The sequence below is a fragment of the Corynebacterium sp. USCH3 genome (assembly GCF_037619475.1).
In the GTDB taxonomy this organism is placed as follows: domain Bacteria; phylum Actinomycetota; class Actinomycetes; order Mycobacteriales; family Mycobacteriaceae; genus Corynebacterium.
On sequence record NZ_JAQPZT010000002.1, the window covers coordinates 102,509 to 125,780 of the forward strand.

At 68.5% G+C, this 23,272-nt stretch carries 23 protein-coding genes and 1 pseudogene; 6 read left to right on the forward strand and 18 right to left on the reverse strand.

Features of this window, described 5'->3' with window-relative positions; translation table 11 throughout:
• Positions 1-4: 4 nt before the first annotated feature.
• Entirely contained in the window at positions 5-730 is a 726-nt protein-coding gene (locus tag PQI66_RS03755; RefSeq protein ID WP_339996155.1) for a hypothetical protein, read from the reverse strand.
• A 524-nt stretch (positions 731-1,254) separates the two neighbouring features.
• On the opposite strand from PQI66_RS03755, the gene PQI66_RS03760 reads away from it, so the two are divergent.
• On the forward strand, positions 1,255-1,431 hold the full coding sequence (locus PQI66_RS03760; RefSeq protein WP_339996157.1) for a hypothetical protein: 177 nt from the start codon (positions 1,255-1,257) through the stop codon (positions 1,429-1,431).
• Positions 1,432-1,515: 84 nt separating this feature from the next.
• Positions 1,516-1,785: pseudogene (locus tag PQI66_RS15415) on the forward strand (DUF4143 domain-containing protein); the annotation flags it as partial.
• Between the two features lie 93 nt (positions 1,786-1,878).
• On the opposite strand, the gene PQI66_RS03765 reads toward PQI66_RS15415, so the two are convergent.
• The 3 genes from PQI66_RS03765 to nadA are packed head-to-tail and all read right to left on the reverse strand — an operon-like array spanning position 1,879 to position 4,336.
• Entirely contained in the window at positions 1,879-2,349 is a 471-nt protein-coding gene (locus tag PQI66_RS03765) for a hypothetical protein (RefSeq protein ID WP_339996158.1), read from the reverse strand.
• A 2-nt stretch (positions 2,350-2,351) separates the two neighbouring features.
• Complete coding sequence (gene nadC / locus PQI66_RS03770) at positions 2,352-3,257, reverse strand: carboxylating nicotinate-nucleotide diphosphorylase (protein ID WP_339996159.1); 906 nt, start codon at positions 3,255-3,257, stop codon at positions 2,352-2,354.
• On the reverse strand, positions 3,254-4,336 hold the full coding sequence (gene nadA, locus PQI66_RS03775; RefSeq protein WP_339996161.1) for a quinolinate synthase NadA: 1,083 nt from the start codon (positions 4,334-4,336) through the stop codon (positions 3,254-3,256). The genes nadC and nadA overlap by 4 nt, the downstream gene beginning before the upstream one ends.
• A 62-nt stretch (positions 4,337-4,398) precedes the next feature.
• Between nadA and PQI66_RS03780 the strand changes: the two genes are divergently transcribed.
• On the forward strand, positions 4,399-5,571 hold the full coding sequence (locus PQI66_RS03780; protein ID WP_339996163.1) for an alanine racemase: 1,173 nt from the start codon (positions 4,399-4,401) through the stop codon (positions 5,569-5,571).
• Positions 5,568-6,875, forward strand: coding sequence for a D-arabinono-1,4-lactone oxidase (locus PQI66_RS03785; RefSeq protein ID WP_339996165.1), 1,308 nt, complete (start codon positions 5,568-5,570; stop codon positions 6,873-6,875). The genes PQI66_RS03780 and PQI66_RS03785 overlap by 4 nt, the downstream gene beginning before the upstream one ends.
• A gap of 23 nt (positions 6,876-6,898) precedes the next feature.
• Here PQI66_RS03785 and rarD read toward each other — a convergent pair whose 3' ends face one another.
• From rarD to lspA, 4 genes are read right to left on the reverse strand one after another with little or no spacing between them, the layout of a single operon-like run.
• Complete coding sequence (rarD, locus tag PQI66_RS03790; RefSeq protein ID WP_339996166.1) at positions 6,899-7,777, reverse strand: EamA family transporter RarD; 879 nt, start codon at positions 7,775-7,777, stop codon at positions 6,899-6,901.
• Positions 7,774-8,454 (reverse strand): hypothetical protein, encoded by a 681-nt coding sequence (locus tag PQI66_RS03795; RefSeq protein WP_339996168.1) that lies wholly within the window; start codon positions 8,452-8,454, stop codon positions 7,774-7,776. The genes rarD and PQI66_RS03795 overlap by 4 nt, the downstream gene beginning before the upstream one ends.
• Complete coding sequence (locus PQI66_RS03800) at positions 8,454-9,365, reverse strand: RluA family pseudouridine synthase (RefSeq protein WP_339996795.1); 912 nt, start codon at positions 9,363-9,365, stop codon at positions 8,454-8,456. Before PQI66_RS03800 ends, PQI66_RS03795 begins: the two co-directional genes overlap by 1 nt.
• 26 nt (positions 9,366-9,391) lie before the next feature.
• The gene (lspA, locus tag PQI66_RS03805) at positions 9,392-9,916 is read right to left on the reverse strand and encodes a signal peptidase II (RefSeq protein ID WP_339996169.1); all 525 of its coding nucleotides are present in this window, start codon (positions 9,914-9,916) and stop codon (positions 9,392-9,394) included.
• A 70-nt stretch (positions 9,917-9,986) separates the two neighbouring features.
• On the opposite strand from lspA, the gene PQI66_RS03810 reads away from it, so the two are divergent.
• Positions 9,987-10,901 carry a DUF6263 family protein gene (locus PQI66_RS03810; protein ID WP_339996171.1) on the forward strand — a complete coding sequence of 305 codons (915 nt, stop codon included), beginning with the start codon at positions 9,987-9,989 and terminating at the stop codon, positions 10,899-10,901.
• Here the strand turns inward: PQI66_RS03810 and PQI66_RS03815 are convergent.
• The gene (locus PQI66_RS03815) at positions 10,898-11,491 is read right to left on the reverse strand and encodes a hypothetical protein (RefSeq protein WP_339996172.1); all 594 of its coding nucleotides are present in this window, start codon (positions 11,489-11,491) and stop codon (positions 10,898-10,900) included. The two genes, PQI66_RS03810 and PQI66_RS03815, sit on opposite strands and share 4 nt — an antisense overlap.
• Positions 11,492-11,581: 90 nt before the next feature.
• On the opposite strand from PQI66_RS03815, the gene PQI66_RS03820 reads away from it, so the two are divergent.
• A complete protein-coding gene (locus PQI66_RS03820; RefSeq protein WP_339996173.1) occupies positions 11,582-12,508 on the forward strand; it encodes an asparaginase domain-containing protein in 927 nt (308 codons plus the stop codon).
• Here the strand turns inward: PQI66_RS03820 and PQI66_RS03825 are convergent.
• The 9 genes from PQI66_RS03825 to ftsZ form a co-directional block, all read right to left on the reverse strand.
• On the reverse strand, positions 12,474-13,835 hold the full coding sequence (locus PQI66_RS03825; protein ID WP_339996175.1) for a DNA polymerase IV: 1,362 nt from the start codon (positions 13,833-13,835) through the stop codon (positions 12,474-12,476). The genes PQI66_RS03820 and PQI66_RS03825 overlap by 35 nt on opposite strands.
• A gap of 35 nt (positions 13,836-13,870) precedes the next feature.
• Positions 13,871-15,175 (reverse strand): HNH endonuclease signature motif containing protein, encoded by a 1,305-nt coding sequence (locus tag PQI66_RS03830; protein WP_339996177.1) that lies wholly within the window; start codon positions 15,173-15,175, stop codon positions 13,871-13,873.
• 158 nt (positions 15,176-15,333) lie between these two features.
• A complete protein-coding gene (ileS, locus tag PQI66_RS03835) occupies positions 15,334-18,540 on the reverse strand; it encodes an isoleucine--tRNA ligase (protein WP_339996179.1) in 3,207 nt (1,068 codons plus the stop codon).
• A gap of 268 nt (positions 18,541-18,808) precedes the next feature.
• Positions 18,809-18,967 carry a hypothetical protein gene (locus tag PQI66_RS03840; RefSeq protein ID WP_339996180.1) on the reverse strand — a complete coding sequence of 53 codons (159 nt, stop codon included), beginning with the start codon at positions 18,965-18,967 and terminating at the stop codon, positions 18,809-18,811.
• A gap of 39 nt (positions 18,968-19,006) precedes the next feature.
• The gene (locus PQI66_RS03845; RefSeq protein WP_339996182.1) at positions 19,007-20,023 is read right to left on the reverse strand and encodes a DivIVA domain-containing protein; all 1,017 of its coding nucleotides are present in this window, start codon (positions 20,021-20,023) and stop codon (positions 19,007-19,009) included.
• Between the two features lie 192 nt (positions 20,024-20,215).
• The gene (locus PQI66_RS03850; RefSeq protein ID WP_339996184.1) at positions 20,216-20,512 is read right to left on the reverse strand and encodes a YggT family protein; all 297 of its coding nucleotides are present in this window, start codon (positions 20,510-20,512) and stop codon (positions 20,216-20,218) included.
• Positions 20,513-20,518: 6 nt separating this feature from the next.
• Entirely contained in the window at positions 20,519-21,127 is a 609-nt protein-coding gene (locus PQI66_RS03855; protein ID WP_339996186.1) for a cell division protein SepF, read from the reverse strand.
• A 69-nt stretch (positions 21,128-21,196) separates the two neighbouring features.
• Positions 21,197-21,958: a peptidoglycan editing factor PgeF gene (gene pgeF, locus PQI66_RS03860; protein ID WP_339996188.1), complete on the reverse strand. Its 762-nt coding sequence runs from the start codon at positions 21,956-21,958 to the stop codon at positions 21,197-21,199.
• Positions 21,939-23,201, reverse strand: a complete 1,263-nt coding sequence (gene ftsZ / locus PQI66_RS03865; protein WP_339996190.1) for a cell division protein FtsZ — start codon at positions 23,199-23,201, stop codon at positions 21,939-21,941. The genes pgeF and ftsZ overlap by 20 nt, the downstream gene beginning before the upstream one ends.
• Between the last annotated feature and the right edge of the window lie 71 nt (positions 23,202-23,272).

A 23,272-nucleotide genomic window follows, 5' to 3' on the forward strand; every position in this document is an offset into this window, starting at 1 on the left:
ACACCTACAGGCACAGCCCGCCACTCACACCACGGTGGCACAGCAGGGTCCGCTCGACCTTCCCGACGGCGTAACGTCCGTCGTTCTCCTCGACGGTCACGAACAACCGCTCACCTGCTTGTGCGTCGTCCTTCATCCCGGTGACGTCCACCCGGTAGAACGGTTCACCCGCGTAGTCCGGGGTGGTGAGCAGAATCCACTCCGCCTGGTCCCCTGCCGACTGACCACCGACGGAAGTCACCAGCTCCTGTTCCTCGTCGGCGGCGGGAATGTCCACGTAGTCGCCGGTCACGTCGGTGTTCCCACCGAAGTGGAACAGGTGCCCGCTGAGCATCCAGCCCTGGGCTCCGTCCACGCGGACCTCCGCCCAGTAGCCCTCGTCGGGCAGGTCGGTGTTGTTCCACTCCCGTCCGGCGAGTTCCACCGCGCCGAGCCGGTCGACGTGAGCAACCTCGTCACCGTCCGCGGAGGGGACGTCCCGCACGATCAGCGGCTCCTGATCCGGGCCCAATCCGGCGACGCCGACCTCTTGGCCTTCGGTGGAGAAGTAGGTCTCGACCTCCTCACCGGGCACGGTCGCCTCTCCCGTAGGTGCAGGCATCTCCACCGTGTTGGTGACGGTCCGGGTGTCGGTGACGACCGGACCGTCCTCCGACTCACCGTCCCTGACTGCGAGACAACCGCCGAGGAGCAGCGGTGCCCCCACCCCGATCGCCAGTGCCGGTCTCATGATCCTGTGGTTCCACATCGGTGAAACACCTCAATCTCAATAGAGTTCACCCCCCAATACTAGTTGAGCGTCCGATCACGACACCATCCGCCGAAACGACGGTGAGGGTAAGTCATTGCAGTTCATGGGCATGTCCTACCTCGCCCGACACATTGACCGGGAGCTCGATGACCTCCTTCCGGAGGCGAGCGCTATCGCCATCGACGGTGCCAAAGGTGTGGGCAAGACCGCGACCGCGTCCCGCCGAGCCGACGTCGTCCTCTCGCTCGACTCCCCCCCGACACCCGTCATCTCGTCGAGGCCGACACCGTCCGCCAGGTCGATGACCACGCTCCCACCCGCTTTCTCCTCACCGGAAGTGCGGGTCTTCCCGCCGGGACAGACACCCACTCCGGTGCAGGCCGGATCCTCTCTCTGTGTATGCGCCCACTGTCCCTCGCGGAACGCGGCACCACGGAGCCCTCGGTGTCCCTGTCCGACCTCTTCGACGGCGACGGCGTGGCCCCATCAGAGGACCTACTGAGATGGACCCGCGCAGTTACGCCGAGGCGATCTGCTCCACCGGCTTCCCCGGCATCCGCCGCCTCCGCGGCAGGCTCCGGCGTAGCCAGATCGACGGGTATATCTCCCGTGTCATCGACCGCGACATCGCGGACGCCGGATTCCTCGTCCGCAAACCCGGCGCGCTACGCGCCTGGTGAACGGCCTATGCAGCGGCGACCGCCGGCGATGCCGAGAAGATCTCCAAGGACGCCGCACAGTCCTGCCGGGACCTGCCCACACAGGTGTTGATCCTTGATCCTGTGCCTGCGTGGACACCGACGCTCCTCCCTCTCAAACGCCTCACGACGACGCCGAAGCACCAGGTGGTCGATCCGGGGGTCGCCGCCGCACTGCTCGGCGTGACACCACAGATCCTCACCTCAGGATCTGCCGGCAGCGGGGAGCTGTTCGGCCAGTTCCTGGAGTCTCTGACCACGCTGACCGTCCGCGCGGCAGGACAGGTGGCGGAGGCGAAGACCTACCACCTTCGCACGCGGGGAGGCGAGCACGAGGTCGACCTCGTCATGGAACGGTACGACGGGAAGGTCATCGCCGTAGAGGTGAAGCTCTCCCCCATCGTCCGCGACGACGATGTGCTGACTGACCTACCGGGCCGTCTCGATGATGTCGGCGCACTCCCGAGCCTCCGCCATCTGCGCGAACATCACCGTGATGTTCTCCTGGCCGCCACGTGCCGAGACCGTCAGCGCCGCGGATCCCCCGACGTTGAGCCGTACCCCTCGGCGGGACTCTGTCCGCCCGACCACCGGCCAGTTCAGCAGCCCGGGATTGAGCCCGAAGTCCTTCGTCACCTCAACCGAGCTGACCTCCCGGTACGGGACACGCCGCCGGTAGAACGGTGCACGGAACTCCACCTCGTCCTCATGCAAGCTCACCTGCACCGTCGCGGTGAAGATCGCCCACTCGAACACCACGAGCAGGACAACAACCACGATGCCGGCTGTCCACGACCCCGTCGCGACCAGACCGACGGCACTCGGGGCAAGGACCACCGGCGGAAGAACCCCGAACACGGCGGGCATCTTCATCTCGTAGCTGGCCTGAACGCCCGCCATCTCTACAGGTCCAACCCGATGTCCAACGCCGTCACGGAGTGTGTCAGGGCCCCCACGGCCAGCGAGTCCACCCCGGCCGCGGCGTATTCCCCGGCGACGTCCAGTGTCAACCCACCGGACGATTCCAGCAGCACACCCGGCGCGATCTCGTCGCGCATCCGCACCGCCGTCGCAGTCTCCTCCACCGTGAAGTTGTCCAGCAGCACCTGCTGCGGCGGTTCCCCGACAGACAGCACCACGTGCAGCTGGTCGAGGTCGTCGACCTCGACCTCGCACCACAGTGCCGGGTTGTCGGCCCGGACCGCCAGGTAAGCGGCGACCACTCCCCCTCCGGCGACGACGTGGTTGTCCTTGACCATGGCCTGGTCGGACAGGTTGTAGCGGTGCGGTGTCCCGCCACCGTGCACCACGGCACGTTTCTGCAGCAGTCGCAGTCCGGGCAGTGTCTTCCGTGAGTCCCGCACGACGGTTCCGGGGCGGGCGACGGCGACGGCGTCAGCCCACGCCGCTGTGTGCGTCGCCACCCCGGAGGCGTGCGACAGGACGTTGAGCACACTGCGCTCCAGCTGCAGGATCGCCACGACCGGACCCGCCAGGACGCCGATGACCGTGCCCGGTGAGACCCGGGCGCCGTTGGCGACCGCGTCCTGCAGCTCCACCCGCCCACCGAGGACGGGGTAGGACGCCCCCGCGTCGAGGACCGCCTGTACCGCGTCCACACCGGAGACGACCCCGGCCTGCCGTGCCACCAGGTGCGCCCTCCCGGTCAACTCCTTCGGGACGGTGGCCAGGGTGGTGGCGTCCCCGGAGGCGATGTCCTCCTGCAGCGCGGCCCAGGCCAGCCCGGAGAACAGGGCCGGGTCCCCGTCCAGTGCCCCGAGGTCGGTCTCCGGGAGCACGCCGGTCATTCGCCTCCTCCCGGAGTGCCGATCGAGATCATCCGTTCGACGGCGAGGCGTGCCTTGTCTGCGACGTCCTCGGCCACGTGGACCTCGTCGGTGCCCAGTGCCAGGCAGCGCAGCAGGGCCGCCGGGGTGATCATCTTCATGTAGGGGCAGGACGCTCGTTCGTTGACCGGCGCGAAGTCCACCTCCGGGGCGACACCCTTGAGCTGGTGGAGCATGCCGACCTCGGTGGCGACGAGCACCTTCCCGCGGCCGTTCTCCGCGGCCGTCCGCGCCGAGGTCAGCATCTCGCCGGTGGAGAGCATGTGGACCCGCTCCGGGTCGATCACGCCTTCTCCGGCGAGGTAGATCGCGGAGTTCGCGCAGCCGCACTCCGGGTGGATGAACAGGTCGGCCCCGGGGTTCTCCTCGGCCCGGCGCGCCAGCTCCGGTCCGGAGATCCCCGCGTGCACGTGGCATTCCCCGGCCCACACGTGGATGTTGTCCCGTCCGGTCTGCCGGCGCACGTGGGCCCCGAGGAACTGGTCCGGGCCGAAGAGGATCTCCCGGTCGGCGGGCAGGCCGGCCACGACGTCCACGGCATTGGAGCTGGTGCAGCAGACGTCGGTGAGTCCTTTCACGGCGGCGGTGGTGTTGATGTAGCTGACCACGAGCGCGTCCGGGTGCTCGGCCTTCCATCCGGCGAGTTCCGCTGCGCTGAGGGAGTCGGCCAGCGAGCAGCCGGCGTCCTCGTCGGGGATGAGGACGGTCTTGTCCGGGGAGAGGATCTTGGCGGTCTCCGCCATGAAGTGCACCCCGCAGAAGACGATGACGTCGGCGTCGGTCTCGGCGGCGATCCGGGAGAGCGCGAGCGAGTCGCCGGTGTGGTCGGCGATGTCCTGGATCTCCGGCAGCTCGTAGTTGTGCGCCAGGATGACCGCATTGCGCAGTTCCTTGAGTCGTCGGATCTCCGCGGCCCACTCCCCGTCCCCGGCGACCCCCTCCCAGCGGCCGATGTCGCCCTCGGGCCCGGTGTGGCCCGGAGCACGGAACACCCCCTCCAACAGGGGACTCCCGAATTGTTCAACAGTCGTCACAGTCATGTCCGGTGATGATATCCGAAACTGCCCCACTCCGGACGGTTTCCCGACGTATCCTCAACCTCGTGAGTACACCACGACTGGCGGTGCGTGAGGCGGTAGCGCACCTCGACGCCCCGTTTTCGGTCCTTGACCTGGACAGTGCACTGGCCAACGCCGGTGACATGGTCCGGCGTGCCGCCGGCACCCCCATCCGGTTGGCGACGAAGTCGGTCCGCATCCGCCCGTTGATCCGGCGGTTGCTGACCCTGGACGGGATCGACGGGCTCCTCGCCTACTCGCTGGCCGAGGCACTGTGGCTGGCCGACGACGGGGTCTGCGACGACATCCTCGTCGCCTACCCCAGCGCCGACCGTCAGCTGCTCCACCAGCTGATGTGCGGTGACACCTACCTTCGCTCGATCACGGTGATGGTCGACTCGGTGGAACACCTCGACCTCATCGACGCCGTCGTCCCTCCCGCCGAGCGCGGCGACCTTCGGGTGTGCGTCGACGTCGACGCCTCGCTGACCGTCGGGCCGGTGCACCTGGGCGCGCGCCGGTCGCCGGTGCACACCGTGGAACAGGCCCGTGCCCTGGCCGAGGCGATCCGTGACCGTGACGGGTTCGCCCTGGTCGGGCTGATGGCCTACGAGGGCCAGATCGCCGGCACCACGGACTCCTCCCCGCTCGTCGCGGCGGTGAAGAAGATGTCCGTGCGGGAGCTGGCGGGTCGTCGCGCCGCGGTCGTCGCCGCGGTCAGGGAGGTCGTCGGTGACCTCGCGTTCGTCAACGGTGGCGGCACCGGATCGATCGAGTCGACCACGGCGGAGCAGGCCGTCACCGAGATCGGCGCCGGTTCAGGCGTCGTCGGCCCGGCACTGTTCGACAACTACTCGTCCTTCCACCCGCTGGCGGCGGAGTGGTTCGTGCTGCCGGTCGTCCGCCGTCCGGCACCCGGGTTCGTCACCGTCGCCGGTGGAGGACGGATCGCCTCGGGACCCCCCGGGGCCGACCGTGTCCCGGTGGTCGACTACCCCCGGGGGCTCTCGTTGACCTCCACCGAGGGCGCCGGGGAGGTCCAGACCCCGCTGCACGGTGCGGTCGCCGCGGCGCTGGAGCTCGGTGACCATGTGTGGTTCCGGCACGCCAAGGCCGGCGAACAGGCCGAGTTCACCGACTCCGTCCTCGTCGTCAGCGACGGCGACATCATCGACGAATGGCCGACCTACCGTGGCGAGGGAAGGATCTTCACATGAGATGGCACAACTGGTCGGGCGGACAGACCGCGCAACCGACCCGGTTCGTCCGACCGTCCACCGAGGCCGAGGTGGTCGAGGTCGTCCGGCGCGCCGCCGAGGACGGGCTACGGGTCAAGGCCGTCGGCGCCGGTCACTCCTTCACCCCGGTCGCGGTGACGGACGGGGTCCTGGTCAACCTGGACAACCTCAGCGGCCTGGTCGCGGTCGACACCGCCGCGATGGAGGTCACGTTCCTGGCCGGCACCCGGCTCCGTGACGTGCCGGCGCTCCTGCGTCCGCACGGTCTCGCGCTGGCGAACCAGGGCGACGTGGACCCCCAGTCCCTCGCCGGTGCGGTGAGCACCGGCACCCACGGCACCGGCGTCGGGTTGACCGGCTTCGCCGGCATGGTCCGCAGACTGCGCACCGTCACCGCTGACGGCACCGTGCACGACGTCGGCCCCGGCGACGCCCTGTTCGACGTCGGGAGGGTGTCACTCGGCGCGCTGGGGGTCACCACACGGATCACGATGTCGGTGGTCGACTCCTTCGTCCTGTCCGCGGTGGAGAAGGCGGAGCCGTTGGCGCCCCTGGTCGGGGAGTTCCCCGCACGCGCCGCCGCCGTGGACCACCTGGAGTACTACTGGTTCCCCGGTACCGACCGCGCCCACGTCAAGACCAACACCCGGTTTTCGCTGCAGGACGCCGCCGCGGCGCAGCTCCCCGGACCGGTCCCCCGTTGGCGGTCGGTGGTCGACGACGAACTCGTCAGCAACGCCGCCTTCGGGGCGATGTGCACCCTGATGCACCTCGTCCCCCGCACGACCGGGGCGATGAACCGTCTCGCCGCCGCGACACTGGCGCAACGGGAGTACTCGGACGTCGCCCACGACGTCTTCGTGTCGGCACGCCGCGTGCGGTTCAACGAGATGGAGTACGCCGTCCCCCTCGCCGACGCCCCCGAGGTCCTCACCGAGGTGCACCGGCGGATCGACTCGTCGGGTCTGCCCGTCGGGTTCCCCATCGAGGTGCGCTGCACCGCCGCCGACGATGTGCCGCTCTCGACGGCGAAGGGACGCGAGTCCTGTTACGTCGCGGTGCACCGCTACCACCGTGACGACTACCGTGAACTCTTCGCCGTGGTCGAGCCCGTGCTCACCGCCGCCGGTGGACGTCCGCACTGGGGAAAACTGCACACCCTCGACCACGACGCGTTGGCGGCCGTCCACCCCGACCTGGGTGAGGTCGCGGACCTGAGGTCGCGCGTCGACCCGGACGGGATGTTCCGCAACCCGATGGTCGACCGGATCTTCGGTCTCTGAGATCTCTCCCGGCGGGCTTCCCGCTAACTGACGCGCGTCAGCCGATTGGCCCGGCGGGCGTTGAGCAGCGTGTCGGTGATGAAGACCAGCAGGGCGACCCAGATGATCGCGAAGCCAATCCACCGGGCGGGCTCGATGTGCTCACCGACGACCAGCACGGCCCATAGCATCTGCATCACCGGTGTCAGGTACTGCAGCATCCCCAGGCTCGTCAGCGACAGTTCGTGGGCTGCCCGGGCGAAGCACAGCAGCGGCAGCGCCGTGATCGCACCCGCGGTGATCAGCAACAGGACGTGGCCCACGCCGTGCCCGCCCTGGACCATCGTGTTCTCCCCCTGGGACTGCAGCCAGACCAGGAAAAGTACGCCCACCGGCGCGAGGACGGCGGTCTCGGCGGTCAGCGACTGCAACGGTGTCAGCGGCACCCGCTTCTTCAGCAGCCCGTAGCCGGCGAAGGACACCGCCAGGCCCAGGGACACCACCGGCGGTGACCCCAGTGCCACGGTGAGGATGACCACCGCCACCCCCGCGATCCCGACCGAGACCCACTGCAGGGGCCGCAGCCGCTCCCGCAGCACCAGCACCGCCAGGAGCACGCTGACCAGAGGGTTGATGAAGTACCCGAGGGCGGCGTCGGCGACATGGTCGTTGTTGACCGCGTAGATGTAGAGGCCCCAGTTGCCCGCGATGAGTACCGCCGCGGCCGTGATGCGCAGCCACAGGCCCCGCGGAATGCCGCGCATCCACCGGAAACCGGTGGTGCAGGCCATCACGACGACGACGAAGGCCAACGTCCACACGAACCGGTGTGCCAGGATCTCCATCGGCACGGCCGGGCGCAGCAGCGGGAAGAACGCGGGGAAGAACCCCCACATCAGGTAGGCCAGGACTCCCCAGATCATCGGTGCTCCTCCCGTTCCTCGACGGTGACCGGGCGCACCCCGAACCGCCCGTACGCCGCGTCGGCGGGCAACGCCTCGACCGCGAGGACGCCGGGCCGGTCCGCGAGGTCCGCCAGATCGTCGGGCGTGCCGTGGACGAGGACGCCGAGCGCGTCGAGGGCGGGGTCGTCCTGCGCCGTACCGGCGCTGACCGCCACCTGGTCACGGGCGGTGGTGAAGACGTCGGCGCGCCGGTGCCCGTCCGCGGGTTCCGGGATCTCCCACCGGGAGTTTCCGAACAGCAGCGTCGAGACCCGCAGGTCGGACATCCCACCGAAGATCTCCGCCAGCGCGTCGGGGCCGGAGGGGGCGACCGGGGTCACCAACGCCCACCGGCCGGCACCGTGGCCGTCACCGGTGTCGTCGACTGCGTCCTGCACCGATGCAGCGGCGCGGTCGAGGTAGCCGTCCAGCGTCTCACTGTTGTCCGGCCCCAGGGCGTCACCGTTGATCGCCTGCGGCCGGGACATCCGCTCGGACCCCGCCAGCGCGACCACCGTCACCGCGAGACACACCAGACACGCCACCGACAGCCACATCACCCAGGCGGGACGCCGCGTGTCCTCCCATTCACGCCGCCGCCGCACCTTGCGGTCCGGGGCGATCCGGCGGGAGGGACGGGCCCCGGAGGCCGCCATCAGTTGACCTCCCGGAGCCGGTCCAGCGCCATACGCAGGTCCGCCGGATACGGCGACTCGATGTCCATCCACCGGCCGTCCGGGTGCGTGAATCCCAGGTGTACGGCGTGGAGCCACTGGCGTTCCAGCCCCAGGAACTCCGTGAGGGCCGGATCGGAACCGTACATCGGGTCACCGCAGCACGGATGGTGCAGCGCAGAGAAATGGACCCTGATCTGGTGGGTCCGCCCGGTCTCCAGGTGCACCTTCACCAGGGTCGCCTGCCGGAACGCCTCGAGGGTCTCGTAGTGGGTCACCGCATGGCGGCCATCGTCGCGCACCGCGAACTTCCACCCGGCACCGGGGTGACGGGCGATCGGTGCGTCGATGGTGCCCGTCGTCGGGTCCGGGTGCCCCTGGACCAGGGCGTGGTAGGTCTTGTCGACCGTCCGGTCGCGGAACGCCCGCTTGAGCACCGTGTAGGCGCGTTCGCTGGCGGCGACGACCATCACCCCGGACGTGCCGACGTCCAGCCGGTGCACGATCCCCTTGCGCTCCGGCGGGCCGGAGGTGGAGATCCGGAAACCGTCGGCCGCCAGCCCCGAGGTCACCGTCGGCCCCTCCCACCCGATCGTCGGGTGCGCCGCGACACCGACGGGCTTGTTCACGGCGATGATGTCGTCGTCGGAGTAGAGGATCTCCATGCCCTCGACGTGCTCGGCCGGTTCATCGGCGAGATCGCGCTCCGGTTCAGGCAGGGTGACGTCCAGCCATGCGCCGCCGACGAGCCTGTCCGACTTCCCGGCGGGACGGCCGTCCTGGGTTACGTCGCCCGCTTCCGCGAGCTCGGCGACGACGGTGCGGGACAGGCCGAGCAGTTTCGACAGACCGGCGTCCACCCGCATTCCCGCCAGTCCGTCCGGCACCGGCATCATGCGTGACTCCCTGGGGCTTGCACTCACGACGCCTGCACCCCGTTCTCCCCGTCCGTCTCCTTCTCCTGCCGCTTCTCCTGCCTCGGTTCGATGAGCAGGGCGTACACCAGGTACACCACCACACCGACGCTGATCGCGGCGTCCGCCACGTTGAAGATCGCGAAGCTGCCGACCGAGACGAAGTCGACGACGTGGCCGTGCAGTGCGCCGGGATCCCGGAGAATCCGGTCGATGAGGTTCCCGGCCGCACCGCCACCGATCAGGCCGACCGCCGCCACCGCCCACGGGTTACGCACACGGAAAGCCAGGACGACGCAGAGCGCCACGGCGATCATCTGGATCACCGAGAAGACCACTGTGGCGCCCTCGCCCATGGAGAACGCCGCACCGGAGTTGCGGATCAGGTAGAGCCGCGCGACGTCTCCGATCACCGGGTACGCCGTCACCGGTTCGAGATTCTCCACGACGAGCCACTTCGTGAGCTGGTCGACGGCGACGATACCGGTCAACGGGATGAGCGCCCAGGGTCGGACATTGAAAACAGTCACGGCGACGATCTTAACGCCTCCCGGCCCACGGACCTCAGTCGGTGCACCGGCAGTTGGTATTCTGACAGGCGTGCGCTTCCAACCACGTGTGCCCCTGCGGCGGGCACTTCTGCCGACACTGATGACCACCGTGCTGACGGCCTCGGTGCTCACCGCCTGCTCCTCCGGTGACGAGACCGCCGAAGACCCCGTCGACGCCCCGGTGTCCGGGGTCTCCGTCACCGTCGGCGACACCGGCGACGCCCCGCGTGAACCGCTGGTCTGGTTCAGCGACCCCGGGGAGAAGGAGACGGTGTTCCGGGCGACACGCGGACTCGAACAACGTACCGAGGGAGGTGCCGACGCGGACGACCTGCCCTACGAGGACGTCACGATGGAGGTACCGCTGACCGTGTCGACGTCCACCGACGGCGAAGAGCTGGAGGCCACCGTCGTCGCCGGGCGCCCGACCGGCGACAACTCCGACCGCAACGACGACATCTCCTCGGCGGAGGGGTTCACCATGAACCAGCGCTACAACCAGGACGGGCGGGTCATCTCCCGGGGATTCTCCGCACCTGAGCAGGCGTCCGACTCGGCGCGTGCCAGCGTGGAGCAGTCGTTCAGCCAGATGGCGGACATCCCGGTCGTCTTCCCCACCGACGACCTGGGCACCGGCGCGACCTGGACGGTCACCGGGCAGGTCGACGACACCGTGTCGATGCGGCAGGCGGTGACCTACACCCTGGTGGCCAGGGAGGGCTCGCGTATCGAGCTGGACGTCGAGGTCGAGCGCACCCCGTCGGTACGGCAGCTTCCCGGCACCAACCTGCAGGTCATGGACTCGGAGAGTGAGTCCTCCGGCAACATCACCGTCGACCTGCGCCGTCCGGTCCCGGTCTCGGGGATGATCGAGACCTCGACCAGTGTGACCTACGGGGAGACGGATTCACCGGTGACGGTGGTCCAGGTCTCCCGGACGAAGTCCAGCTGGGAGCCTGCCTAAGCGGCAGGCTGCTCGGCCGGCTGCTCGGCAGGCGCGTCCTCGGCGGGCGCCTCGGGTGCGCCGCCCTCAGGGGCGGGGGCGTCCTCGAGGAACGGGGCACAGCTCTCCGGCACCTGGTCCGGGGCGACATTGCTGACCAGGGTGCAGGCCCACTCCTGGGACAGCTTCCACTGGCCGTTGTCGTCGACGAACTTCACGCCCTGGATGAGCTGCGGCTCCTGGTCGGGAAGAGTCATGTTGATCTGGGTCTCCACCGTGTTCTCGACGAGTCCGGGCATCACCGGGTCAATGACCTCGAACGTCGCGCCGGACTCTTCCTTGGACGCTGTCATCACGTCGAAGAGTTCCACGGCCTGGTCGCCGTTCTCCACGGTGTCCGCCTTCTCCTCGGCGGGGACGCCCGGGGCGACGGCGCGGTCGAGGATCTCACCGAGCTCCTGGGCCGTCGGCAACGGTGCCTGCTCGGTCGTCTGCTCAGCGGTGGTCTCCGTGGCCGAGCTGTCGGCGGCGTCGTCGTCCGAGGAACAGGCGGTCACGGACAGCCCTGCGGTGATGGCGACGGCTGCGGCGATGGCGCGGGTTCGCTTCAATGATCTCACAGTGACGGGGCTCCTTCTTGCGTGCGGATGTACAACGGATGACGAGAGTCTACCGCCGTTCAACCGGTAGCCTAGTAATCCGTGACCGACACATCCGCTGACTTCCCCACCGTGCTCGCCACCGGCGGGACGATCTCCTGCACCGCCGACGCCCGCGGTGACCTCGTCCCCACCCTCAACATCGACGCACTTCTCGAGGACGCCGGGCTGGACCGCTCCTCAGTCACCGCCCGGGACATCCTCCGCCTCGACTCCTCCACCATGAGCCTCCGCGATCTCGACGCGCTGCTCGCCGAGATCCACGAGGCAGGTCGACGCGGCCCCGTCGTCGTGACCCACGGCACAGACTCGATGGAGGAGACCGCAATGGCGGTGGACCGGCTCATCGGCGGTCCGGTGGTCCTCACCGGTGCCCAACGTCCCGCCGACGACGACGCGCCCGACGGCCCGGGGAACCTCCGGGACGCCGTGGCCGCCGCAGCGCATGTCGACGCCCCGTGTGTGGTTTTCGGCGGACGGACTCTGCCGGCCTACGGTGTGCGCAAGATCCACACCTCCGCCGACGCCGCCTTCGACACCCCGCCCCTGCCCCGTCCGGCTGTCCCCGGTACGCACGGCACACACCCGGCACCGTTGGACGGTCTCCGGGTCGACATCGTCGCCGCCTGCCAGGGGTCGGAGCCCACCCTCGTCGAGTCGGCGGTGCGCACCGGCGCCGACGGGATCGTGGTCGCCGCCTTCGGTTCGGGAAACGTCGGTGTGCACGCCGAAGGGATCAGCGTCGCACTGGCTGAGGGGATCCCCGTGGTCGTCGCCAGTCGGGTCGCCGCCGGTGGGGTCCAGCTGGTGTACGGCGGCGCCGGTGGCGGCCGTAGCCTGGCGCGGGCCGGGGTGCGGTCCGCCGGACAGCTCACCGCCGCCCAGGCGCGGATGGAACTGCTGTGTGAACTGGCGGTGCACCGCGCAGGACAAGCTACCGGAGGCTGTCCAGGGGGTCCGCAGGGCTGAGATCCGGGTCGTCGACGTCCAGCGACCGTGCCTTCCCCGGGCCAGTGGACCGGGTCTCGAAGCGCACACTGACGACCCCGGCGCCGGTGCCCTGCACCCAGCCGTGCCCGTAGTCGGCGTGGTGGACGTCCACGGTCGGGCGCCAGGATGCACGGGGCGGGCCCTCCGGCGACTCCACCGCCGCCGCTTCCGGCTCAGGGGCATGTTCAGGGGCATGTACAGGGCCGGGCACCTCCACGGACTGGCCGTCGGACAGGCCAGGCTCGGGGAAGAGGACCGCCTGACGCTCCTCGGTGAGCCCAGACAGGCTCACCCCGACCAGCCGCACCGCGCCCGACACCTCCGGCCGGGGGACGACGGACCGCGCCGCGGCGATGATCTCGTCGAGGTCATCGGTCGGGGTGGCCAGGGTCGTCGACCGGGTGTGGGCCTTGAAATCGGCGGTGCGGGTCTTCACCGTGACTGTCCGCGCCGCACGTCCGTCCCCGAGCAGACGGCGCCGTGCAGCGGTGGCCGCCCGGACCAGGACGGGGTCCACGTCGACCGTCGTCGCCGCATCCTTGTCGAGCGTGTGCTCCGCAGACACCTGCTTCGCACGGGCTCGGGGCGCGACAGGACGTGAGTCCTGCCCGCGGGCGAACGCCTGGACCTGCAGGCCGACAGAGCCGAGGAGCCCTTTGACGTCGACGTCGTCCATCTCCACGAAGGCACCGATCGTCGTGACGCCCACCTCGGCGAGTTTGTTCTGGGCCACCGGACCGATGCCCCACAACTCACCGACCGGCCGTGGCGCGAAGACCTCGAGCCGACGGGCCCTGTCGACCACCGTCACGCCGTGCGGTTTAGCAAGGTCGGACGCCATCTTCGCGTCAAGTTTCGTGGAGGCCACGCCGATGGAACACGGCAGGCCGACCTCGTCGTCGACGAGCGTCTGCAGATCACGTGCCCACTGCCGGACCTCCGCGCTACTCCGTCCGACCAGGGACTCCGGTTCAACGAACCCTTCGTCCACGCTCAACTGCTCGATGGTGTCCCCCTCCCGGCCGAGCAGGTCGAAAACCTGCGTGGACACGGCGGAGTACACCGCGAACCTGGGGGTCACCACGACCGCCCTACCCCGGCACAACCGGACCGCCTGCTGCATCGGCATGGCGGACCGGGCTCCGTACACCCGGGACTCGTACGACGCCCCCGCCACCACGCCGCGTCCGGACGCACCCCCGACCAGTACCGGTCGTCCGGCGAGCGTGGGCCTGGTGAGCTGCTCGACCGAGGCGTAGAACGCATCCATGTCGAGGTGGACCACCCAACGCTGCGTGGTGTTCATGTCCCTGATTCTAGGCAGGATGAGATCCGGTGCCCTCAAAAAGGCACCAGCTCGTCCGCCGCACTCTGCGCCGCATCCCTGATATCGCCGAGCCACCGCAGCCTTGCTTCGTTGTGGCTGGCCAGGGTCCTGACCTTCCGGTGCAGACGGGTATCGAAGTCCAGGACGGCGTCCGCCAACGGACCGGTGGGGGTCGAGACGTAGAGGTGCCCGTCCTCGACGCTGGACCACCAGTCGGAACCGTCGGGATTCAGCGTGACGTCGTGCAGTCCCCGCGTCTTCATCCCGTGGCAACCGGGGCACAACGAGTGCATCGCCCAGGTCGCCGTCTTACCGCCTGCCTCCTCACCGTCCTCACCGGCGTCAACCCACCGCGCGACGTGGTCGACCTGCGCCGTCGCGGCGGAGCGGTCACAGCCGGGGAACCGGCAGGTGCCGTCCCTGCCCGCGACGGTGGCCCGTTGATGCTCCGACGGTGAGTACCCCGACACCTCACTGTGGCCGGCCACACACAATTCTGTGACCCGTGCCATCCACCGCTCCGTGGCCACCTCGTGCAACCATGTGCTTTCCAGGTGCATGCGACCGCTGTCGAGGTTGCGGTAGCAGTTCAACGTCACCGACACATCCCCCGCCCGCCCGTGCACCAGGTCGACGAGAGCCCTGGTCCGGCTACAGTTCCGGGCAGCCGCGACCGCGTCGATGATGCGGACCAGTCCAAGCCCCTCGTCGACCGGCAACGTGACATGCAGGGTCGTCGCCGCGTCCGCCCTGGTGTCCACCGAGAAGTCGAGCTGGTGGTGCGGAGGCGGCGGCTCACCCCGGCCTTCAGGGTCAAGCGGCCTCGCCGACGGTTGAATCTCTGCGACCACCTGCTGCGCCATTCGGCGGAGAGTGACCACACCGGGGACCGCCTGACGAGGCATCGTCGGTGTCAGCAGATCCACCAGGCCCCGTTCCACCGCCTCCAGGTGCTGGTCGTCGACGGCGGCGACAGCATCCGCGAGTGCGCGCAGGTGTTCGAAGGAGAAGGCCCCGCCCTGCAGACACCGACGTAGTCCGACCATCCGCCCGGCCATCGTGCCGATGTCGCAGTAGGCCAACGCCCGGCCCTTCGAGACCCCCAGCCCCACCGACAACGCCCTCACGTGCCTGGCCACCTCCATGCCGGGCAGTGGGGCAGCTTCTCTCGCGATATCGAGTTCGAGGAGGTTGATCTCACGTTTTGCGCTGAACATAACCTCCTGGGCACTGACCGCCCAGCACGGCTCGTCCAGGTTCTCCTCGACGTACTCGACATCACACTCGAAACACAGCTCCTCGTAGTCACGTTCGATCACGCTGAGATCCGCTCCACCCTGCACCATGCCACGCCCCTCGCTCGCCCGGATGTCACCCTGTCCATGCACGATGTTACCGAACTTCTGTTCGATTATCAAGGGCTGGGAAAGCCCCGGGTGACACGGTCACCCGGGGCGGCGGAACCTCCGGTGAGCGGCTACACCTGCGCGAGGTCCGCCGTCACCCCGTCCCCGACATCATGGGTCAGAGTCTCACCGACGACCACCGACACCGACGTCGCCAGCACTTCACCGGCGATCGTCCCGGCGTGTTCCTCGGCCCAGGCCTTCCTGGCTTCAGGCACCGACAGGGTCAGCGAGATACGGTCCGAGACATCGAAACCGGAGGCCTTCCTCGCGTCCTGTACGCCCCGGACACGGTCCGCCGCCCAGCCCTCGGCCTCGAGTTCCGGGGTCACGGTGGTGTCGAGGACCACGAGTCCGTCCCCGCCGGGGATTTCGGCGGTGTTCTCCGGGTCGACCGCCACGAGCTTCCGGTTGTACTCCCCGTCGATCAGTCCGATCCCGCCGGCAGTGACCGTCCCGTCCTCGGCCACGGTGTAGTCACCCGTCTTGACCGCCTTGATCACCTTCTGGACGTCCCTGCCCAGACGCGGGCCTGCCGCGCGGGCGTTGACCACCACGTCAAAGCGTCCCACGGACGACACGTCGTCAGTCAGTGTCACGTCCTTGACGTTGACCTCGTCCCGGATGATCGACGCGAAGTCCTCCAGCGTCCCGGAATCGGGCAGCGCCACCGTGAGGCCGGGCAACGGCAGACGGTTACGCAGCTTATGGGACTTGCGCAACGACGACGTCGCCGAGCACACCCCGCGCACCGCGTCCATCGACGCGACCAGGGCATCGTCCGCGGGGAGGTCGTCCGCCGAGGGCCAGTCGGTGAGGTGCACCGAGCGCTCCCCGGTCAGACCCCGCCAGATCACCTCGGTCGTCATCGGCAGCAACGGGGCCGCGATCCGGCACAACGTCTCCAGGACGGTGTACAGCGTGTTGAAGGCCTCCGGGTGCCCGTTCTCGCCGGAGTCACCCGCCCAGAACCGGTCACGGGACCGCCGGACGTACCAGTTGGTCAGCACGTCGCAGAACTGCCGGATCTCGTCGGTGGCGGTGGCGATGTCGGTGGCGTCCAGCGCCCCGGTCACCGCGGACACCGTGTCGTGCAGCTTGGCCAGGATGTACCGGTCCAGGACATTCGTCGACGTGGTGTCCCGCCGGGCCGGGGTGTGGGCGTACAGGCGCAGGAACGAGTAGGCGTTCCACATCGGCAGCATCGCCTGGCGCACACCCTCACGGATACCCTGCTCCGTGACGATGAGGTTGCCGCCCCGCAGGATCGGCGAACTCATGAGGAACCACCGCATCGCGTCCGACCCGTCACGGTCGAAGACCTCGTTGACGTCCGGATAGTTCCCCTTGGACTTCGACATCTTCAGTCCGTCGTCGCCGAGGACGATGCCGTGGGAGACGACCTTGGTGAACGCCGGGCGGTCGAACAGGGCGGTGGACAGCACGTGCAGCAGGTAGAACCAGCCGCGGGTCTGACCGATGTACTCCACGATGAAGTCCGCCGGGGAATGGGTGTCGAACCACTCCTTGTTCTCGAACGGGTAGTGCACCTGCGCGAACGGCATCGAACCGGAATCGAACCACACGTCCAGCACATCCGGCACGCGCCGCATCGTGGACTTCCCCGTCGGATCGTCCGGGTTCGGGCGGGTCAGCTCGTCGATGTAGGGACGGTGCAGCGACTCCGGACGCACGCCGAAGTCCGCCTCCAGCTCATCCAGGGAACCGTAGACGTCGACCCGGGGGTACGCGTCGTCATCGGAGACCCACACCGGGATCGGCGAGCCCCAGTACCGCGAGCGGGAGATGTTCCAGTCACGGGCACCCTCGAGCCACTTGCCGAACTGACCGTCGCGGATGTGCTCCGGGATCCACTCGATCTGCTCGTGGTTGAGCTCCACCATCCGGTCACGGAACGTCTGCACGGAGACGAACCAGCTGGGCAACGCCATGTAGATCAACGGCTCACCGGAGCGCCAGGAGTGCGGGTACGAGTGCTCGATCGTCTGGTGGCGCACGACACGCCCGGCGGCCTTGAGGTCGCGGATGATGTCCTTGTTCGCGTCGAAGACCAGCTGCCCCTCGTAGTCGGGCACCAGGGAGGTGAACGTGCCGTCCATGTCCACCGGCACCACGGTGTCGATGCCTGCCGCATTGCAGGTCGCCATGTCGTCCTCACCGAAGGCCGGGGCCTGGTGGACGACGCCGGTGCCGTCCTCGGTGGTGACGTAGTCGGCGGCAAGGACACGGAACGGCCGCTTCTCCCCCAGCCCGACGCGGTCGGCGAAGTAGTCGAACACCGGCTCATAGGTCAGCCCGACCAGCTGGTCACCGGTGAACTCCGCCACGATCTCCGCAGCGTCGCCCAATTCGGTGGAGTAGGCGGACATCAGGTCCTTGGCAAGCAGGACGCTCTGCCCGGCGACCGCCGCCGCTCCGTCGACGCCGACCGCGACAAGGACGTACACGACCGACGGATTGACCGCCAGCGCGAGGTTGGACGGCAGGGTCCAGGGCGTCGTCGTCCACGCGAGCGCCGACGCACCGGCGAGTTCCGGGTGGGCCGCGAGCGTGTCCACCGCGGCAGTGCCGGGGTGCGCGCCGGTCACCGGGAACGTCACCGTCAGGGTGGGGTCCTGACGCATCTTGTAGGAGTCGTCCAGGCGGGTCTCCTGGTTCGACAGCGGAGTGTGCTCCGCCCAGGAGTACGGCAGCACACGGAAACCCTGGTAGATCAGGCCCTTGTCGTACAGGGTCTTGAACGCCCAGATCACCGACTCCATGTACGACAGGTCCATCGTCTTGTAACCGTTGTCGAAGTCGACCCAGCGCGCCTGCCGGGTGACGTACTCCTTCCATTCGTCGGTGTAGCGCAGCACCGACGTCGCGCAGTACTCGTTGAACGACGCGAGACCCATCTTCTCGATGTCGCCCTTGTCCGTGATGCCGAGCTGCTTCTCCGCCTCGAGCTCCGCGGGCAGACCGTGGGTGTCCCAGCCGAAGACGCGGGGCACGCGGTAGCCGCGCATGGTCTTGTAGCGCGGGACGATGTCCTTGACGTACCCGGTCAGCAGGTGCCCGTAGTGCGGGAGACCGTTGGCGAACGGCGGGCCGTCGTAGAAGATGTACTCCGGTGCCCCCTCACGGTTGTCGAGGGACGCCTGGAAGGTGTCGTCCTGCTTCCAGTAGTCGAGGACGGAACGTTCCATCGTCGGGAACGAACTGGTGCCGTCCGACATGTCGGTGTGCGGGTACGCTCCGCCGGCGGGGGTGGTCATCGCGGACTCCTCGTAAGGTCGTGTGCTTGTCTCACGGTCCGCGGGGACGTCGCCTCTGCCGGCGACGCGGTACCACCCCGCTTGGATCCCCGGGGGAATCCCGCTCGTTCCTACGGCTGTGACGTGCCGCGACCACGTCCGGTTCTACTCAGACGCCCCGGGAAGGGACGGCCTTTCTTCCGGATCGCTCCCCGGTGATGGCCGGATCGGTGCGATATGAAAAACCCCGCACGGCAGTGCGGGGCCGGTCAGTGGTGAAGTATACGCCTCACCGTCTCCGGTGGAGAAACAGGTCGACGAGGAAGACGACGATCCCGACAGCAGCGACACCGATGCAGATCCATGCCCACAGCACCGAACCCACGTACAGGGCCACGAGCAGGGCCAGGAAGCCCAGCAGGGACATCAGGAGAGACAGTGCGAGCATCGTTACCGCCGTCGGTCATCCATGTCGTCGACCGTCGACCTACTTCTCGCCGAAGTCGATGTTGGAGTTCGGTGCCGCGGTGCTGCGACTGTTGAGCTCCTCCAGCTGGGACTCCAGGAAGGTCTTCAGGCGGGTACGGTACTCCCGCTCGTAGGTGCGCAGTTCCTCGATGCGGCTCTCCAGGGCAGTCTGCTGCTTCTTCACCGTGGTCATGATCTCGGTGTGCTTGCGCTCGGCGTCCTGCTGCAGGGCGTCGGCCTTCTCCTGGGCGGCACGGACCTGGGCCTCGGACTGGGCCGTCGCATCGGAGATCAGGGTCTCGGACTTCTGCGTCGCGTCGGCGACCAGCGTGTCCGCCTTCTGCTGTGCCTCGGCGACGGTCTTCCGCGCCTTCTGGTCAGCCTCGGCCAGCTGCTTCTCGGAGCGCTTCTGGGCGTCCGCCAGCTGCGAGGTCGCCGTGGCGTTCGCGTCGTCGACGGTCTTGTTCGCCTCGGTGCGTGCCTCGTCCAGCATGGCCTGGGACTCGCTCTTGGCGTCGCCGGTGAGCCGGTCCGCCATCTCCTGGGCCATGCTCAGGACACGCGCGGCCTGCATGTGGGTGTCGGCGTTCGCCGAGCCGGACTCCGCGGCCGGCTCGGCGGCGGGAGCCTGAGCGGCAGCGGCGGCCGGAGCCTGCTGGGCCTGCTTCTGGGCGGCGTCGGCACGCTTCTCGGCGGCGGCTGCCTTGTCCTCTGCCGCGGCCGCACGCTTCTCGGCGGCGGCGGTCGCGTCCTTGGCCTCGGCCAGCTCGGCCTCGAGCTCGGAGACCCGCGCACGGGCGTCGGCGAGTTCGGCGGTGGCCGCGGAGTCGTCGGACGTGGTCGCGGCGACCGGAGCCGCGGCGGGGGCACCGGAACCCACCTGGCCACGCAGGTCGTCATTCTCGTCCTGAAGCTCGGCCAGCGTGTCTTCGACGAGATCGAGGAACTGGTCAACCTCGTCCTCGTTGTAGCCACGCTTGCCGATCGGCGGCTTGCTGAATGCCACGTTATGAACGTCAGCGGGAGTCAACGGCATCGGTAGTTCCCTTCACAGTCGATATGTTCCGCCGGCCGAGTGGGCCGGACAGTGAGTCGGTCACGATCTTATCAGCGACCACGTCCACGAGGCTTCAGGTTCAACCTCATGTGCAGTCTTTCAGGTCAGTTATACAGCAGGGCTTTTCCCACCTGCAAGAATGTCGGGACAGAAGTACACCCGCACAGTCGGTCATACCTGGGCGGCGATACCCGTCAGGATCGTGATGAGGATCGAGATCCCGAAGAACAGCACCAGCACCGACACGTCCAGTGCCACCCCGCCCAGACGCAACGGCGGGATCACCCGGCGCAGCGGGCGGACCACCACGTCGGTGAGGACGAAGATCGGCTCCGCGATGACGGCGAAGCGCCGGGACGGGCGCCACTGGCGCGAGAACGAGCGGATCATCTCGATGATGACCCGGGCCAGCAGGATGAACCAGTAGACCCGCAGGAGCAGGGCGAGGATGTAGAGAGTGGTAGCCACGATTGTTTACTGGTCCTCCACCAACTGGTCGAGCTGGCTCTGGTCAAGGGTCACGGACGCCGGAATCAACGCGAAGTTCCGGATGCCACCGAGTTTCTTCAGCGTGCCGTCCAACCCTTTCGCGAGTCCGACGGAGAAGTCCAGCACCCGGCTGGCCTCCGCCTTCTCCATACCCGAGAGGTTCAGGACGACGATGTCCCCGGCCTTGAACTCGGTGGCCAGTTCACCGGACTGCTGGAACGAGCTCAGGGCGAGCCGGACGACCTGCGGCTCCCTGGCGGGAGACGCCGGCACCGGAGCGGCAGGAGCCGCCCCCGCGTCGGCGCGTCGTGACGGCCGGGCCGACCGGTAGTCGTACTCGGACCGGCCGCCACGCTCACCGCGCTCCGACCGCTCGGCACGTTCCGTACGCTCAAGGCGGTCGGACCGGTCGCGCTCAGGACGGTCCCGGTCGTAGTCGCGGTCCCGTCCCTCCTCCCGGTCCGGGTAGCGGTCCGACTGACGGTAACCGCCACGGTCCTCGTCGAACTCGTCACGGTAGTAGGGGTCATCGAAACTGTCGACCTCGCCGAAGCCGAAGAATCGCTTGATGTTCTCACCCAAACCGTCTGCCATGGTCTGTCTCGCTTTCTCTGGGAAGTGTCCTGCGGGGTCATCTGCTGTCAAAAATACCGGGAACTCCGCTCAGGCGTCGGGGATCCAGACCACCGACGCCTGTCGGCCGGTCCGTCCTTCCCTCCGGTAGGAGAAGAAGTTGTCCTCGCTGACCGTACTCCGGGGGTCCGCGTCCACCGACCGGACACCCGCACCGAGCAGCTGTCGGGTGATTCCGGCCCGGATGTCCAGACCAGGTGTCCCCCGGCCGGTCGTGGTGCGGGAACCGGGCAGCCGCTCCTCGACGTCCCTGGCCATCTCCTCGGGCACCTCGTAGTCCTCACCCGCGGCCGCGGCGCCGAGCAGCGCATGCATCCGTGCGGGGACGGCCCCGAGTTCCACCATCGCGGCGACGGTGGCCGGGACGATACCGTTGCGTGCACCCATCCGTCCGGCATGCACCGCGGCGACGACCCCCGCCTCCTCGTCGGAGAGCAGGACCGGCACGCAGTCGGCGGTGAGCACGACGAGTGCCACCCCCGGCTGCGTGGTCACCAAGGCGTCGGTGAACTCGACCGGACCGCCGTCGAGCGCGTCGAGCAACTCGGCGGTGACCTCGGTGACGTTCGGCGAGTGGATCTGCTCCATGTAGACCATCCGCCCGGGTGCCACGCCGATCAGCTCCGCGAGCCGCACACGGTTGGCGGCCACGTCGGAGGCGTCGTCGCCGACGTGGTCGGCGAGGTTGAAGGACGAGAAGTCGCCGGACGAGGTCCCACCGTTCCGGTCGGTCACGACCTTACGGACGCGACGCGCGGTGTGGTCGACGGTCTCAGAGGAAGGTCGGGACATCGAGGTCGTCATCCCCCTCGTCACGCCGGTCGTCACGGCGGGAGTCGCGCCGGTCACCGTTGGAGGTGAACAGTCCGGCGGAGTTGGTGTTCTCGGACGAACCCGGCACCCCGGAGCGGGTACGACGGGTGAAGCTGGTCGACGACGCCGGTTCCTGTGCCGCCGGGGCCGCCGGGGCCTCGTCGCCGTTGAAGATCCCGGACGAGGTCTGCTGCGGCTGCTGCGGCTGCTGTGCCGGGGCCGAACCGGTCTCCGGCGCGCGGTGCTGACCACGACGCGGCGTCGCGACGACGTTCGGCGAATCGTCGAAACCGGTGGCGATGACGGTCACCCGGACCTCGTCGCCGAGCTGGTCGTCGATGATGGTGCCGAAGATGATGTTGGCGTCCTCGTCGGCGAGGTCCTGCACGATGGTCGCCGCCTCGTTGACCTCGAACAGGCCCAGGTCCGAGCCACCGGCGAAGGACAGCAGCACACCCTTGGCGCCCTGCATGGTGGTCTCCAGCAGCGGCGAGTTGATCGCCAGCTCGGTGGCCTTGCGGGCGCGGTCGTCGCCACGGGAGCTGCCGATGCCCATCAGTGCCGAACCCGCGTCGGTCATCACCGAACGGACGTCGGCGAAGTCCACGTTGATCACACCGGGAGTGGTGATCAGACGGGTGATGCCCTCGACACCCGAGTGCAGGACCTCGTCGGCCTTACGGAAGGCGTCCATCAGCTGCAGGTCGGCGTCGCCCATCTTCAGCAGGCTGTCGTTCGGGATGACGATGAGGGTGTCGCAGACGTCCCGGAGGGCTTCGATGCCCTCCAGCGCCTGCTTGGACCGACGCTGCCCCTCGAAGGTGAAGGGACGCGTGACGACGCCGACGGTCAACGCCCCCTTCTTCTTGGCGATGTTCGCGACCACCGGGGCGGCGCCGGTGCCGGTGCCGCCACCCTCACCACAGGTCACGAAGACCATGTCCGAGCCTTCGATGACCTCCTCGATCTGCTCCTTGTGGTCCTCGGCGGACTTCCGCCCGACCTCGGGGTTGGCGCCGGCCCCGAGCCCCCGGGTCTCGGCCTGGCCGATGTCCAGCTTGGTGTCCGCGTCGGTGAGCAGGAGTGCCTGCGCGTCAGTGTTGATCGCGACGAACTCCACACCCTGCAGGTTCGCGTCGATCATCCTGTTCACGGCGTTGACACCACCGCCACCGACACCGACGACGGTGATCTTGGCGAGGTGGTTGTCATAGAGGGTCATGGTGTGCGCTCTCTTTCCCGGTGTGCCTGTTGTGCGGTCGCTGATGACTCTGCGACCAATTGTGTGCGACA